The 14972-nt window shown below is 44.1% G+C and carries 13 protein-coding genes and 1 tRNA gene; 7 read left to right on the top strand and 7 right to left on the bottom strand.

Annotated features, from left to right (window positions below):
• The first annotated feature begins 282 nt into the window (after positions 1–282).
• Entirely contained in the window at positions 283–1119 is an 837-nt protein-coding gene (locus tag DESAL_RS14730; protein WP_015852776.1) for an AraC family transcriptional regulator, read from the top strand.
• A 42-nt stretch (positions 1120–1161) separates the two neighbouring features.
• Positions 1162–1962: a DUF3108 domain-containing protein gene (locus tag DESAL_RS14725; protein ID WP_015852775.1), complete on the top strand. Its 801-nt coding sequence runs from the start codon at positions 1162–1164 to the stop codon at positions 1960–1962.
• A 30-nt stretch (positions 1963–1992) separates the two neighbouring features.
• On the opposite strand, the gene DESAL_RS14720 is transcribed toward DESAL_RS14725, so the two are convergent.
• Positions 1993–2652: a hypothetical protein gene (locus DESAL_RS14720; protein WP_015852774.1), complete on the bottom strand. Its 660-nt coding sequence runs from the start codon at positions 2650–2652 to the stop codon at positions 1993–1995.
• A gap of 109 nt (positions 2653–2761) precedes the next feature.
• Here DESAL_RS14720 and DESAL_RS14715 point away from each other — a divergent pair, with 109 nt between their 5' ends.
• Positions 2762–3499 (top strand): complement resistance protein TraT, encoded by a 738-nt coding sequence (locus tag DESAL_RS14715; RefSeq protein WP_015852773.1) that lies wholly within the window; start codon positions 2762–2764, stop codon positions 3497–3499.
• A 98-nt stretch (positions 3500–3597) separates the two neighbouring features.
• Here the strand turns inward: DESAL_RS14715 and DESAL_RS14710 are convergent, their stop codons facing one another.
• Positions 3598–5589 carry a GNAT family N-acetyltransferase gene (locus DESAL_RS14710; protein WP_015852772.1) on the bottom strand — a complete coding sequence of 664 codons (1992 nt, stop codon included), beginning with the start codon at positions 5587–5589 and terminating at the stop codon, positions 3598–3600.
• A 430-nt stretch (positions 5590–6019) separates the two neighbouring features.
• Complete coding sequence (locus tag DESAL_RS14705) at positions 6020–6556, bottom strand: putative zinc-binding protein (protein ID WP_015852771.1); 537 nt, start codon at positions 6554–6556, stop codon at positions 6020–6022.
• Positions 6557–7264: 708 nt separating this feature from the next.
• Here DESAL_RS14705 and DESAL_RS14695 point away from each other — a divergent pair.
• Entirely contained in the window at positions 7265–7870 is a 606-nt protein-coding gene (locus tag DESAL_RS14695) for an RNA polymerase sigma factor (RefSeq protein ID WP_015852769.1), read from the top strand.
• Between the two features lie 349 nt (positions 7871–8219).
• Here DESAL_RS14695 and DESAL_RS14690 read toward each other — a convergent pair.
• Positions 8220–8294: transfer RNA gene (locus tag DESAL_RS14690), tRNA-Val, on the bottom strand.
• Between the two features lie 248 nt (positions 8295–8542).
• Here DESAL_RS14690 and DESAL_RS20645 point away from each other — a divergent pair.
• Positions 8543–8947, top strand: coding sequence for a MerR family transcriptional regulator (locus tag DESAL_RS20645; protein WP_015852768.1), 405 nt, complete (start codon positions 8543–8545; stop codon positions 8945–8947).
• A 64-nt stretch (positions 8948–9011) separates the two neighbouring features.
• On the opposite strand, the gene DESAL_RS14680 is transcribed toward DESAL_RS20645, so the two are convergent.
• Positions 9012–9800, bottom strand: coding sequence for a hypothetical protein (locus DESAL_RS14680; protein WP_015852767.1), 789 nt, complete (start codon positions 9798–9800; stop codon positions 9012–9014).
• 204 nt (positions 9801–10004) lie between these two features.
• On the opposite strand from DESAL_RS14680, the gene DESAL_RS14675 reads away from it, so the two are divergent.
• Together DESAL_RS14675 and DESAL_RS14670 are read left to right on the top strand one after the other, a co-directional pair.
• Positions 10005–12176, top strand: a complete 2172-nt coding sequence (locus DESAL_RS14675; protein WP_015852766.1) for an AsmA family protein — start codon at positions 10005–10007, stop codon at positions 12174–12176.
• Positions 12177–12331: 155 nt separating this feature from the next.
• Positions 12332–12601 carry a helix-turn-helix domain-containing protein gene (locus DESAL_RS14670; RefSeq protein WP_015852765.1) on the top strand — a complete coding sequence of 90 codons (270 nt, stop codon included), beginning with the start codon at positions 12332–12334 and terminating at the stop codon, positions 12599–12601.
• A 47-nt stretch (positions 12602–12648) separates the two neighbouring features.
• Here DESAL_RS14670 and tdh read toward each other — a convergent pair whose 3' ends face one another.
• Together tdh and DESAL_RS14660 are read right to left on the bottom strand one after the other, a co-directional pair.
• A complete protein-coding gene (tdh, locus tag DESAL_RS14665) occupies positions 12649–13686 on the bottom strand; it encodes an L-threonine 3-dehydrogenase (protein WP_015852764.1) in 1038 nt (345 codons plus the stop codon).
• A gap of 18 nt (positions 13687–13704) precedes the next feature.
• Complete coding sequence (locus DESAL_RS14660; protein ID WP_015852763.1) at positions 13705–14895, bottom strand: glycine C-acetyltransferase; 1191 nt, start codon at positions 14893–14895, stop codon at positions 13705–13707.
• Positions 14896–14972: the final 77 nt, after the last annotated feature.

The raw sequence follows: 14972 nt of genomic DNA, 5'->3' as shown, positions 1-14972 counted from the left end.
CTAATATAATTAAAATAGTAATTAAGACTATTTTGGGTGCGGTATGCTTTTGCTTAGGCATTATCTAGAGTTCTCCTTAGTTTTTGCGCATATTATCACAGTAAATTAAATGCTTATATACACCACTGGTCGATGATTCTGCAATCCAAACAATAAGTTGGTCTAAAGATAATAACTTGCCGTAAAGTCCGTATATGTTGATTTGCTTCTGATTATGCGGCAAGTAATTGTCTCCAATGATCCTTAAACTGACTGCTTGTCTACATGTGAGTGTTTAAGATAATGGGAAAAAATAAAAAAGATTGGGCCAGATTATGGAAGCCTGTAAAAGAGAGCAGGGTGTCTCTTTACAAGGCGGAGATCCAGACTTTTTCATTCAAGAAGCACAGCCATGAGAGTTATGCCTTGGGTGTTATTGAAGATGGTGTCCAGCAGTTTCGACTCGGTGGTGCCAAGCGCGTTGCTCCGGCTTCGGCAATGATTGCTATCAACCCCGGCGAGGTTCATGACGGAGAATCCGCAGTCCCTGATGGGTGCCGCTATCGTGTTGCTTATTTCAATGATGAGCTGCTCAGCGATATTTTTTTCGGTCTCTATGGTGATAGGCGCAGTGTTTCGTATTTTAAATCTCCAGTACTTTTTGACCGGGATGTGTCTTCTGCTTTGCTCCATGCACATCAATTCATGGAAGGAGCCCAGAAGAACATGCTGGCGGCAGAAAGCTTGATGATGCAGGTTGTTGCGGAAGTCTTTTTGCGTCACGGAGATGAAAGCCGGTCTCCATGCCCGGTTATACGCAATACAGAAGCCGTGAAAAAAGCTGTAAACTATATCCGTAAAAATGCGGCTGAGAATATTTCTGTGAATGATATTGCCGCTGTTGCAGGGCTTTCACCATATTATTTTTTGCGGCAGTTCAAGGCCATCACCGGCCTCCCTCCTCATGCCTATCTCATGCAGTGTCGAGTTTATCTAGCCCGTAGAGCAGTGGACCAAGGTGTTCCGCTTCTTGATGCTGCTTTACAGGCCGGATTCGCTGATCAGGCTCATTTCTCACGCAGCTTCAAAGCGATTCACGGATTTTCTCCCAGCCAATATCAAAAAGATTTGCATATCTGATCCGTATATTGACTTCCACTAGCTCAAATGTGATTTAGGAGTATGCAGAAATATTTATACGATCACATGGTTAGGTCTCTGCTCGCAGCTGGCTTTTTGAGTGCCGTACTTACTATTTTCTTTGCCTGCGCAGCGCATGCAGAATCCAAACTTCCCTTCCATCCCGGAGAAAAAATTGAATACAATCTTTACTGGACTGTATTTCATGCCGGATATGCGGAGCTGACCACATCAAAAGGTAACGGGACATCCGGTCCTATATTCAATGCAACGGCCCGCACAAATGATTTCGTGGATGTGTTTTACAAGGTGAGAAATCGAATTGAATCCATTACTACTCCGGGCATGGATTCGGCTCTTTATTATTTTAAAAAACAGCGCGAAGGGGACTACCATAGGGATATAACCTTGCGTTTCGACTGGAATACCTTTTCAGTAACCAGATACGGTTCAGACGGGACTTTTCGCCAGAAGTTGCCCATCTATCCCGGCGAGCATGATCCTCTGTCCATCCTCTTTTCATTTCGTACCCAGCCTTTGGAAGAAGGTTACGAGTTTGTCTGTCCGATAACAGACGGTAAAAAATCGGTCATTGGTCGGGCTATGGTTACGGGAAGAGAGACCATCACTGTTGCAGGTAAAGAGTATGATACATTCGTGGTCGAGCCTGAGATTAAAGATCTGGGCGGCGTTTTCAAGAAAAGCCCCGACGCGACACTCAAAATGTGGTTCACGGCGGATGAATTGCGCATTCCGGTAAAAGTTAAAAGTGAAGTTTCAGTAGGTCATTTCTCTGTTGAGCTTTCAAAATATACTCCCGGTGATCCAGAGGTAGAATTCTGATTAAACAATGTAAAAGAGTGTTTGTCCGTGTTATTTTTGAGTATGAAATCTTTTGGGTGGCAACTCTGTATTCCAAGCTTTATTGAATTTTTTTAAAGCTTGATGAAATTCTATAGCGTTTTGTGCTTTACCTATCGTGCCCATTCTAGGTGCGGGGATATTTTTAGCTAATGAGTCTCTAAAAGCATCTTTGATTGGCTGGTCAGAGAATGTGGCTTTAGTGAAGGTGTCTACTGCAATTTTGGACCCCCTAACCATCTGAGTTTTATCTAAATCTGCTGCAGTAGAGTAAGCGAAATCATTAATGATTCTGGTCAAGTTAACAATAGATTCCAGTCTGTCTTTTTTTATCCCCTGTAGTGATTGATTATGTTGATTTTGAAGTTGATGTCCTCTTGCAGTTTTTACTACGTCTCTTCCACAAATTTTTATTACCTTCTGATAATTTGAACACGTTCTTGCCAGTCTTTGCCTATCTGAAATCTTTGCTTGATTTATAAGTTCAAGTTTTTGGTTACATTCGTTTTGAATGCGAGTGATTGCATTTTGCACACAAAGGGGGGCACGGTTCGGGCACATTCCTAGTGCCAGTTGTTTTCCGTATTCTGTCAATGCGTGGGCTGTGGACGGAGCAAAACTAGATGTAGAGAGAAATACTAATATTGCAAATATATTTTTTATTTTTAGCATAGTAGCACATATTTTGAGTTGGTGTGTGATCTTCTTATTTTTATAATGATTACTTGACCTCAATTTTAAGGTTATGTAAAGAATTGATAAAAAAAATAAAGGGGTCGTAATGAAAATACTTAGAAAATTATTTTTACTATGTATGGTTCTATCACTTGTTGGTTGTGGTGCTGCTCGTACTGCTATTCAGAAAAAAGATCTGTCAGTTGAAACTAAAATGTCCGCAGCAGTTGTTTTGGAGCCGTTAGCTCCTTCTGAGCGAATTGCTTATGTCAGGGTTCGTGATGCGAGCGGTAATGGCTTGCGTCAGTCTATGCTCCAGACTCTGTCCAGTCAGCTTGGTATGGAAGGAATAAAAATTACGAATAATCCAAAAGAAGCTAACCTTATGCTTCATGCTACAATTCTTCAGGCAGGCAAAACTACAAAAGAGGAAGCTTATTCTTCGCTGAGAGCTGGTTTTTCTGGAGCCCTGGCTGGTGCGGGAACCGCAGCAGTGCTCGGCGCTAGCGGATATGGTATCGGTGGTGCAGCTTTGGCTGGTTCTGCTATAGCATTTCTTGCAGATACAATGGTGCAAGATGTGTATTATTCTTTCGTAGTTGATGTAGAGCTTAGAGAAAGACCAATTGCTGGTGATAAATATGCGAACAGTGCTGACACTGTAGCTCAGTCTGGAACCAGCACCACTATTAACAGTAGTGTCGTTCGCGGTGAAAATTATAAATGGATCATTTATAAAACACGAATTGTGACAATCGCAAACAAGGTAAATTTAAAATTCGAAGAAGCTTTGCCTTTGGTCCAAAAGAAAACTTCATATAGTATTGCAGAGTGCTTGCTTTAGGCACCCATATTATTTGTGTATGCATTAGGCCGTTCCTGAAGGGGAGCGGCCTTTTTGTTGCTTAACTCTTCTTGTCGAAAGAGATTTATTTAATATCTTTAAGAAATATACCGGATTTGTTGGCGTTCCAATTCGATCCGGTCGAAAATAGATTGCATAATTCGCTCGTATAACTCATTGCCGAGCAATTGGTCCTCGATACCGAAATCGACATTCGGGTTGTCGTTTACTTCGATTACATAGGCCTTACCGCCTATCTCCTTAAGATCCACACCGTAAAAACCATTTCCGATAAGCGATGATGACCTTACCGCAGCCTTTAGGATTGAAGGTGGCACCTGATCTATGCGGACAGCTTCATGTTGGCCGCTGAAATCGACCGCATCGGATGAATCCCAGTTGTATATTTGCCAATGATTCTTAGCCATAAAGTACTTGCATGCGAAGATCGGCTTATTGTCGAGAACGCCAATCCGCCAGTCATATTCCGAGACGAGGAATTCCTGAGCAATAACCAGATCTGATTTTTTCAGCATCTCATTTAAACGCTCCTGCAACTCGGCGTGTGAATCAACTCGATATACTCCCTGAGAGAATGAGCTCTCAGGAAGTTTTAAGACCAGCGGAAACACTAACGATTGAGTGCGTTTCTCAGAGATGTCTTTCTTGGTGAGTAGCCATCCGCGTGGCTGACAAATCCCTTCGCTGCCAAGTTTCTCATGGAGGAATACTTTGTTTGAGCAAAGCATTATGGACCATGGGTCGTCAATTACGACAAGACCTTCTGTGTATGCATGCCGCGATATGGCATATGTATGGTTTTCAATTGCTGTTGTTTCTCTAATAAAAAGGGCATCGAACTCGCATATTCGACGTTTGTCAGCTTTGGTAATGAATTCCACGTAAAAACCAGTTTTTTCCGCTGCTTTCCTGAATCTATCAAGTGCATCAGGACAGGAAGGGGGAGTTTTCTCTTCCGGGTTTACCAGAATTGCCAGATCATATTTGAAATGCTTGAGCCGTGGACGGGTATAGCGTTTTTTCGCACTGTATTCACCCAAAGCTTCCTGCAGCAAATGTTCATGCTCAGCCATAACATTTTTTACAGACAGCACTTTAATCTTTTTCACTACCCAACGGTCTTTGCGCTGAAGACATAGACTGAAGAATGGAATCGAAAAAAGGCGGAACAACTTCTGAGCCAGTTCACTAAATCGCTGGTCGCTCGATTTACCCATGATAATTGTCAGGGAGAAGTTCTGCTTTGTTATAAGTGACAACTTTGCCGCAAGATAATTCTCGATTTCATCAAGGAGGCTTTGCGCAACCATAGGAGTTGTGACATCTTTCATGTTTACAACGGACGGAATAACCATGTGATTGCGTGCGTTAGCCAGCAAAGAGACATAATACCCCAATGAGTGGATTTTGTAAGAATTACAGATGTTTAATATATGAAATCTATTGGATTTTGCATAGTTATGGTCCGAAAGGTAGTCTTGGGCAGAGCATAAAGTCAGTTCCGAAGACCATTTCTTCAATGATCTGACATCATCTGTAACTATAAGTAATCTGTCCTGAACTGTTTTTTGGGTAGAGAGCACCAGAGACATCCTGAGTCCGGATTCTCCCGGTCCATAGTAGTCTGGCAGGGCTCTTGCCGCCTCAAACCCAAATTTATTGTACCAGTCGACCAGTCTCGGATTGTTAATGTCAGCTTCAAGTGAAATCCGTTCATATCCATGACTGGATGCAAAGTTGATGATGTGCCTAACGAGGGCTTCGCCAACTCCCGTTTTTCTATAATTTCTGTCGATGGCCAGTGAATATATTCGAATTGAGCGTTTGTAATGGATAATTACGGCTGCACCCATTTTAACGTTTTTTTTACGTCCGGTGGAGCTTTCAATGATCAACACAAGCTGGCTGGTGCTGGATATGCTGTTTTGCAGGCTTCGCTTTGAACTCTGGCGTTTCTCCGCAAAGCACTCACGTTCAAGCTGCATTACAAAGTCTAAGTCGTTAGGAACCGCCTCCCGAATGATATGGGATCGGCATGAAGTGTTATCCACTCCGTGTATCAGGCTCACGTATTTCTCCGTTGTTAAAATTGCCCGCCCAAAGTCAGGAAAGACCTATCGGGGCAATTAACGAATATACCTAACACGGGTTTCGGTAAATAAAATTGGATAAAAATAAAGTAAGTCCATTCAATTAGTTGTGTCTTATTTTGTGTTGGTGGACTTCGTTTGTGAGCAGGGCGGCAGGATTGGAGTGCCTTAGTGTAATTCTTGCCATTTTTTAAAACGAAAAAAGGACTTAAGAATTTCTTCTTAAGTCCTTGAATCTTCTGGTAGGCACGAGCAGCTTTGAACTGCTGACCTCTTGCGTGTCAAGCACGACATAACGGTCTTAATAGTTTGAATTTATTGGTCAATTTTTCTTGAGGTCCAACATTTTTCAGTGATGTTATAGGGATGTTATAGGCATCGGTTGACCGTCGGTTGACCCTGTTTTTGCTTAGGAACAACAGTCGTTACTGACTTGAGGATTGCAGCATTCGGAACAAGCTTGGTCGCTTTTTTCGAAGGAAATGCCCTCTTTCAAGTTGGAAAGGATAATATTTGCAACCTCCTCAGCTGTCTGCCTTCTTTCCTCCTCAGGCACATCGTCAACATCCATCAGGTTTGCGTATTTTTGGTGAATGGAAAGGGAATCAATTACGACCAGTTTGTCCTTGTCTATGATTTTATCTGCCATTCTACTATGGCAAAACAAGGAGCAGCCATCAATAACTACTACCTTTTCTGCTTGCCTGATCCATTTGGCCAGATCAGAGTGAGGGACGGAAAACAACTCTCCATGACAAGCTCGGGCATATCCGTCTGCCTTGGCAATAAGGTTCGCAGTCTGTCGGGCAATTTCTCCCTTGATACAGCCTCCTTCACATGAAAAAACAGGGGTTAAATTTTCTTCCTGACTCTTGCGTCCGAATTTCTCTCCTGCGGCACAAACTTTGTCAGTTTTTGTAACTTCCAGTGTAAATGTATCAGTCATTGTTTATTATTTCCTTATAATATTTTTTGAAATTGTGATTACAGTTCTCCCCATTCTCTCCGGGGGGCTACCCATATAATTAATTTTAGTAATTCTCTTTTTTTCCCCCATATTCCTTTTGGCTAATATCTCCGTTGGCATATCGTTTGTTAAGAATTTTCAACGTAGATTCCTCAGTCCTTTTATGTCCCCAAGATCTACACATCTTTCCGCTAGGTTTTTCTCGGCTGAGAGAGCAGCCTCGCATAAACAAAAGACAAAATAATAACATTACCAACGGGAATAGCCACCAGTAGTTCCCACTAAATTCATGTCCGATCATTTGCCCTCCTTTTAATGATTCAAAAAAATAGACGATTAAGAACTGAAAGGGATGTACCTTGATGTAGGTGCTGCTTGGCTTTCTCTATTTTTAGACGATTCAAAATTAAAAAGGATACACCCTGATGCAGGATAAATTGAAAATTATTACCTTACGCTAAACAAAATTACCATTTCGTCTGGCTTTGTCGGATCTCGATTGCAGGAGTTACTGAATGTGTTTTACGGACGGATAGTGCTTATTAGTCAGTAGTACTTTAAAATCTATATGAAATGTTATGGACTGGAGTCTTGGTTAGATGTATTCAAAACTGCATTGAATGATCGGCTAAATACTGTTGCTATTGATAGCGGCAAATTTAAGTACTCATTAACAAGATGTGAATTATGGTCAAACAACTCGTTTTCAATGAAATTTATGATGAATATTATTCAAAGATTCATCATTACCTAAAGGGATTTGTCGGCGAGCACGAAGCAGAAGAAATTACCCAGATAGTATTTGAGAAGATTAATAAGGGTCTGGATACGTTCAAAGGAAACTCGAAGTTATCCACCTGGATTTATATGATTGCTACAAAAACTGCTCTGGACAAATTGAAATCATCATCATTCAAACATTCTTATGCTGGTCCGCTTGCGCCTCTCCAGATTCATTTGCCTGAAATCGAAGAAATTGTTTCCAAGGCCAACGACAATATAGGCTCGCCTGACAGAGTTTTAATTCGTGATGAAATGAATGATTGCATCAGGGAGTTTATTGACAGGCTGCCGCCTGACTATAGAACGGTCGTTATCCTTAATAAAATCGAAGGATTTACACATAAGGAGATAGCTGAAATTCTCAAGATATCAGTTGAAACAGCTAAAATCAGACTTCATAGGGCAAAAGCCAAATTGAAAAAGAGTCTTGAAGTTGGTTGCGATTTTTATATTAATGAAAGAAATGAATTCGCTTGTGATCGAAAGCAGGCAACTAAAGATTTAGTTTGATTAGTTCTAAAGAATGGATGATGCGCAAAAAGAAATGATCCACATAATTAGGACGACTACCGTATGCTGTTATTGCACATTGTTTGGTCCACCTCCTAGCGGATATGGGAGAGAAATTAATTCATTTTAGGGTTTGTGTCGGTGCAGTGACAGCCTCCAGCTTTTTTTGTTTATAATGCGTTGAAAATAGTCGAGCGTCCGTAATTTTGGTGTCGACCCATCAACGGCTAGAAATTTGATCATTCGGGCTTGCGCCCCTTTAATTGGTGTAGACCCACAATGGTTGACCGTTCGGTTGACCGTCCACAAAAAAAGGGTCTAGGAATTAATCCTAAACCCTTGAATCTTCTGGTAGGCACGAGCAGCTTTGAACTGCTGACCTCTTGCGTGTCAAGCAAGCGCTCTCCCCCTGAGCTACGCGCCTATTTTTGGGTGCCGACTCGCTGTCGACGAAGAAGGTTCTACGTAAGAGGGCCTCTGCTGTCAAGCAGGTTTTTTAGTTTTTTTAATGATTCTATCCCTTTTTCTAAATAAACAGGTGTTTGAGGGGGTTAGGTGCGGTGTCTGTCATCTTGTTTTAGTGGAAATTTCAATTAAGAATTATGATTATCAGGAAGATATTTGCCTGTTTAGGCTTTTCTAAGGGATGGCTCTCTGGTACTAGTTTTTTCTATGAGCGGGCAGAGTAAAGAAAAAATATATAAGATCGGGCAGGCAGCCAAGCTTGTGGGCCTTAAATCGTACGTGTTGCGGTTTTGGGAGGGCGAGTTTGAGCAGCTGGAGCCGATTCGTACGGAATCCGGTCAGCGCTTGTATAATGACGGGCATATTGCATTGATCAGCCGGATCAAGACTTTGCTGCATGACGAGGGTTTGACCATTGAGGGAGCACGCAAGAGACTTGATTCCCCGGAGGACATCACTGTAGATGTTTTTCAGGATGCAGGTTCCTTGGCTTCAGATGCTGTCGCTCAGATGCCTCTTTTCAGCCACGAAGAGTCCAGAGAAGAGCAGAATAAAGAAGTGCTGCGCGAAATTAGGGATGAATTGCTGGAATTAAAAAAAATGTTGAATTGATTTTAGCTGTTTATAAAAAAATGAGGGGAAGGATCGAGCTTGTCGATTCTTCCCCTTTTATTTTTTATTGCAGTGGAAATTTGCGGGTGTCCCGCGAATGCAGGTAGAGACAGAAGGCCACGAAAGCAGCCAGAAAACCGGGCAACATAGGTTGCCACGGTATTTTATAGAAAACAGGGATAACCATCGATGCACCATAGAGAGTGGCAAAACAGGCTATAAATGCAAGGTAGAAAGAACGTGATAGTGCTCCTGCCGCAGCAATGGCGATTCCGGTCCAGAATACTTTTTCCGGCACAATGTGTGGGTTCAGTGTGTAGACCTTCCATGAAATCAGCATCGTTCCCCCGGCGATGAGAGCCTCAAGGATCGGCGAATACTTGTTCTGATCCGTTAGGTGCATTATTGCTCGGGGCAGCAGGAAGCAGGAGTATACACAGAGCCCCAGCGATAGGGGGAAGATGTAAAAAAATGCTTCGGTCATATAGGCCGGGTCAGGATTTGGATTTAGCATATTAGGCAGAAAGCCTTGATTGTGCGCGTAAAACATAAAAGCACCGATCAGTACGGCTATACTCGGCCAGAGAATGGTCCCGGAAACCTTTCTGTGCGGTTTGAGATCGAATTTTTTTGCAATGATAAGCGGTACGATTGCTCCGAATACGGCCATATGCCCAAGGCAGAAGTAGAGCAAGGTAGTGTCGCTCATTTTTCGAGCGAATTTATGTCCGAACATTCTGGGCCAATCCGAATTGATGAGGTGGTCCAGAAGCCCCGGAAGTTTAACCATTGTCACTAAATATAATATATAGGCGGCTATGCTCGCCAGAAGTAAAGACCTCTTATTTTTCATGGGTATTGTTTGCCTCATTCTAACGCGCTTGGCAAATCCTTCTTGTAATTTATTCGGGAGCGGGACTGCTCTGGATAAGCGGCTTTTTATATTTAATAGTTTGATTTTCTCTCATGAGAAGATATAATTTGTTTTGTATTTGATGATAATGAGTTGTTTTTTATAAACGCTGTCCATAGCCAACGCTAAACGGAGAGTTTGATAATGAGTAAAGCAGTAAAAATTGTTGTAGCAGCAGTTGCAGGTCTGGTGCTGGTTGTAGCCGTGGCTATGGTCCTAGCCGTAATCTTGATTAATCCTAATGATTATAAAGGGGACATCGCGGATGCTGTGCGCGATAAGACCGGACGCGAGCTTGTTTTTGATGGTGACTTGGAACTTTCGGTTTTTCCTTGGATAGGGGTAAAGACCGGAGGAATATCTCTTTCCAATGCTGCCGGTTTTTCTGAAAAGAATATGTTCAGCCTTAAATCTGCTGATGTCAGTCTAAAGCTTTTGCCGCTTATTTCCGGCAAGGTAGAGCTTAAAAATGTTGATGTTGTTGATTTACAGCTCTTTTTGATGCGCAACAAGGCTGGAGTGACTAACTGGGATGATCTGACCGGAGACAAAAAGAGTAAGCCTGAAGAGCCGAAAAAATCTTCTCCCGGTAAAACAGAACTGAATCTTTCTGCGGGTGGGGTGAATATCCAGAACGCCCGTGTGGTCTGGGACGACCGTAAGGAAGATGTCCGGCAGGCAGTCGATGATTGCGATATAATAGTTGAAGGCTTTGCTCCGGGCAGTCCTTTTAGTTTCAATGTCCACGTACTTCTTTCTTCCACTAAGCCTGAAGTCAAAGCGGATATCAATACCACAGGTAAAGCCTCCATTTCCGCAGATTTTAAGCAGCTCAGCGTGAAAGGGTTGAGTGTTGTGGTTGATGGCAGTGGTAAGGCTGTTCCCGGAGGTCAGGGTCAGGTCAAGGTTTCCGGTGATGCGGTTCTTGATATGATTAAAGGCAGTGCCGATGTTGTCGGATTGGTTCTTGATGCTTACGGCATGAAGGCTCAAGGTTCACTTGCTGCAAAGGGCTTGAATTCCAAGTCTATGAATTTTTCAGGCGATATGAGTATTCCCGGCTTCAACTTGAAGGATACGCTGGATAAAATGGGAATGGGAGTGGAAACTGCGGATAGCAAAGCTCTGACTTCTGTGGGTATGGATTTTAACTACGCAGGTACGAATAAGTCAGTCGAAATCAAGGATTTGCAGGTTAATCTTGATGCTACTACCATTAAGGGCTTGTTCTCCTTTGCCAACCCGGAACGGCCAGACATTGTGGCCCAGCTCGGCATTGATAAGATCAATGTGGATAATTACCTGCCCCCCGCAACAGAGAAAAAGGTTGAAAAGAAAGAAGAAAAACCTGCGGAGAATAAATCTGCCGAGTCCAAAGAAGAGCTTATTCCTGTGGACTTGCTTCGTAAGCTTACTCTTAAAGCAGATCTGAACATAAAAGAGCTTATAGCCAAGAAAGCCAAAGTAACTGAGATCGTAGTTCGTGCCCGTGCTAAGGACGGGGTGCTGACTGTAAAGCCTGCCTCATTCAATGTGGCCAAGGGTGCTTTTACTTCTTCCGCAGTAGTGGATGTTCGCGGTAAGACACCGCTTATGTCTGTAACTGCGGGGCTGACCGGATTGGATGGTGCGGATCTGTCGCAGCAGATGACCGGTGAAGATAAGTTCTCCGGGCATATGAGTTTTAATACCGGGTTGAAGACAAGCGGTAATGATATGAAGACCGTTTATTCCAACCTGAATGGTGATCTTGGATTTAAAGTTCTGGACGGTTACGTGTCCGGCTTTGACCTTCTTTATCTCGCAGGCGATGCTTTCTCTGTCTTGACTGGAGGAGCTTTCGGTAAGCGCGATAGCAAGCGGACGGAGTTCGGTGAGGTCTCTGCCACCGCCAAAATTAAAAATGGTGTTGCGGATAACCGTGACCTGTTGCTTAAATCTCCGTTGCTGCGTGCTGCCGGTGCCGGCAAGCTTGATTTGAACACAATGAAGATTGACTACGGATTGGATGCAAAAGTTGTCGGCACCCTTGAAGGGCAGGGCGGCAAAGGTATGCAGGATCTCGTAGGATTGACCGTTCCCATGACCATCACCGGTGATGTTGTTGATCCTACTGTTATGGTTGATCTGCCTCGCTTTGCTGCCATTTTAGCCAAGTCCGGTTTTAAGGTTGTAGGTAGTGTGATCGAGGGTGTCGGTGATGTTCTCGAAGGAATAGGCAATACTTTTACCGGAAAGAAAAAGTCCGGTTCCGGTGAGGAAACTGAGAAGAATCCTGTCCAGGAACTTGGTGGAGCTATTAAAAAACTGTTTTAATTGCTCTTTATTAATAGTTAGCTAAATAGTGTGGCGGGTCGGATTTTATAAGTCCGGCCCGCTTATTTTATATAAACTGACAAGGTCTGGCAGAGGATGTCTTCGGTAGACTGTAGTCTATATCTAATCAAGTATAAATATACGGAGTTGGATAAATGAGGGAGAATGTACTCTACGATGTTCTGGTTCGGGAAATGAACCATGTAAAATCAGGAATGAAGTGTCCGGAAAATGCTGCCTTAAGTGTTATGAACGAATTTGCTCATGAAAGCGTTTACGTTTCAACTCGCTTTTTAAAGCATGCCGGGCTGGCTGCAAAGGTAGCTCAACTTAAAGATTATGGTGTGGAAAATGCTGATATTGCTGAAAGATTGGGAATAAGCAAACGGCACGTGCGCAGGCTCTACGCCTCAATGAAGAATTGATGGGAGGAAAAAAGGGCAGGTGGTTGATACCGCCTGCCCTTAATAATTTATTTGGTCCAGTCGAGGATTACTTTTCCGGACTGACCGCTGCGCATCACGTCAAAACCTTTTTGGAAGTCGTCGATTTTGAAGTGGTGGGTAATTGCGGGGGTTACATCAAGGCTGGACTGGAGCATGGAAGCCATTTTGTACCATGTCTCAAACATTTCACGTCCGTAGATGCCTTTAAGTTTCAGACCCTTGAACACTACCTGGTTCCAGTCAATAGCGGTGTTGTCCGGGAGAATTCCCAGCAGTGCGATGTTGCCGCCATGGTTCATCTTATCCAGCATTTCGCCGAATGCGGCGGGGCTGCCGGACATTTCAAGACCTACGTCAAAGCCTTCAGTCATGCCCAGTTCGTTCATGACATCTTCCAGCTTTTCCTTAGTCACGTTGACGGTACGGGTTGCACCCATTTTACCGGCCAGATCAAGGCGGTAGTCATTGATGTCGGTGATGACAACATGTCTTGCACCTGCGTGGCGGGCAACGGCTACGGCCATCATTCCGATGGGGCCAGCTCCGGTGATGAGAACGTCTTCACCAACGAGGTCAAAGGAAAGAGCTGTGTGGACAGCGTTTCCAAGGGGGTCGAAGATGGAGGCCACATCATCAGTGATGGCGTCATTCAGCTTGAATACGTTGACAGCGGGAACGCATACGTATTCGGCAAAGCATCCGGGGCGGTTTACACCTACACCGATGGTGTTGCGGCAGAGGTGGCGCTTGCCTGCGCGACAGTTACGGCAGTGTCCGCAGGTAACGTGACCTTCAGCGGAAACGCGGTCACCAAGAGCAAGTCCCTGAACTTCGCCGCCCATTTTTTCAATGGTACCGACAAATTCATGACCAACAACCATTGGGACGGGAATAGTCTGCTGTGCCCAGCTGTCCCAGTTGTAGATGTGGATATCTGTTCCGCAGATAGCGGTTTTCTTTACTTTGATCAGAACATCGTTGTGACCGCATTCCGGAACCGGAACTTCTTCCATCCAGATGCCTTCTTCAGCTTTGCTCTTAACGAGGGCTTTCATGGTGCTCATTATATTTTGCCTTGTACCTTATTTAATGATGTCGAGTTCACGGCCGACTTTGATGAAAGCATCAACCGCTCTGTTAACCTGTTCCGGGGTATGCGCGGCGGACATCTGAGTCCTGATGCGTGCCTGTCCGCGGGGAACGACCGGGAAGCTGAATCCGATTACGTAAATGCCTTCCTTGAGCAGTCCTTCGGCCACTTTCTGGGCCAGAACAGCATCGCCGAGCATTACGGGGATGATCGGGTGATTGCCAGGTACGAGGTCAAAACCGGCTTCTTCCATGCGGGTACGGAATATTTTGCTGTTTTCGTTAAGTCTTTCACGGAGTTCCGGTTTTTCTGCAATCATGTCCAGAACAGCAATGGAAGTGGAGGCAATTACAGGAGCAAGGGTGTTGGAAAAGAGATATGGGCGGGATCTTTGACGCAGCCATTCAATGATTTCCTTGCGTCCGGAAGTGTAGCCGCCGGAAGCACCGCCGAGGGCTTTGCCGAGGGTTCCGGTGATGATATCTACACGGTCCAGCACACCGCAGTACTCAGGGGTACCGCGACCGTTTTCTCCGATGAAGCCCACTGCATGGGAATCGTCAACCATAACCAGCGCACCGTACTTGTCCGCCAGATCACAGATGGATTTGAGGTCTGCGATAATGCCGTCCATAGAGAAAACACCGTCGGTGACGATCAGTTTGTAACGGCAGTCTTCAGCAGCTTTGAGCTGCTCTTCAAGGTCAGCCATGTCGTTGTTTTTGTAACGAAAGCGCTGGGCCTTACAAAGGCGCACGCCGTCAATGATTGATGCATGGTTCAGGGCATCGCTGATAACCGCATCTTCTTTGGAGAGGATTGTTTCGAAAAGACCGCCATTGGCGTCAAAGCAGGAGCTGTAAAGAATTGTGTCTTCGGTTTTGAGAAATTCGCTGATTCTTTTTTCCAGCGCTTTGTGGACATCCTGCGTTCCGCAAATGAAACGTACTGAAGAGAGTCCGAAGCCATATTTATCCAGAGCTTTTTTGCCCGTTTCAATTAGATCAGGGTTGTTAGCCAGTCCCAGATAGTTGTTAGCACAGAAATTGAGTACTTCCTGACCGCCCTTAACCGAAATAAGGGCCTGTTGCTGGGATGTTATGATTCTTTCATCTTTGTAAAGGCCATTGGCTTTCAGCTCTTCGGTCTGGGCTGAAAGTGCCTGAAGTAAATTATTTTTCATATACGTTTCTCCCGTCCAGTAATAGTGTTGCTACGCGTTATTTAAAAAACAACATATTAAATTGTGTCAAGCAAAAT

The sequence above is a fragment of the Maridesulfovibrio salexigens DSM 2638 genome (assembly GCF_000023445.1).
In the GTDB taxonomy this organism is placed as follows: Bacteria; Desulfobacterota; Desulfovibrionia; order Desulfovibrionales; family Desulfovibrionaceae; genus Maridesulfovibrio; species Maridesulfovibrio salexigens.
Note: the sequence above shows the minus strand (reverse complement) of the source record. Positions and strands in the feature narration are given on the sequence as shown.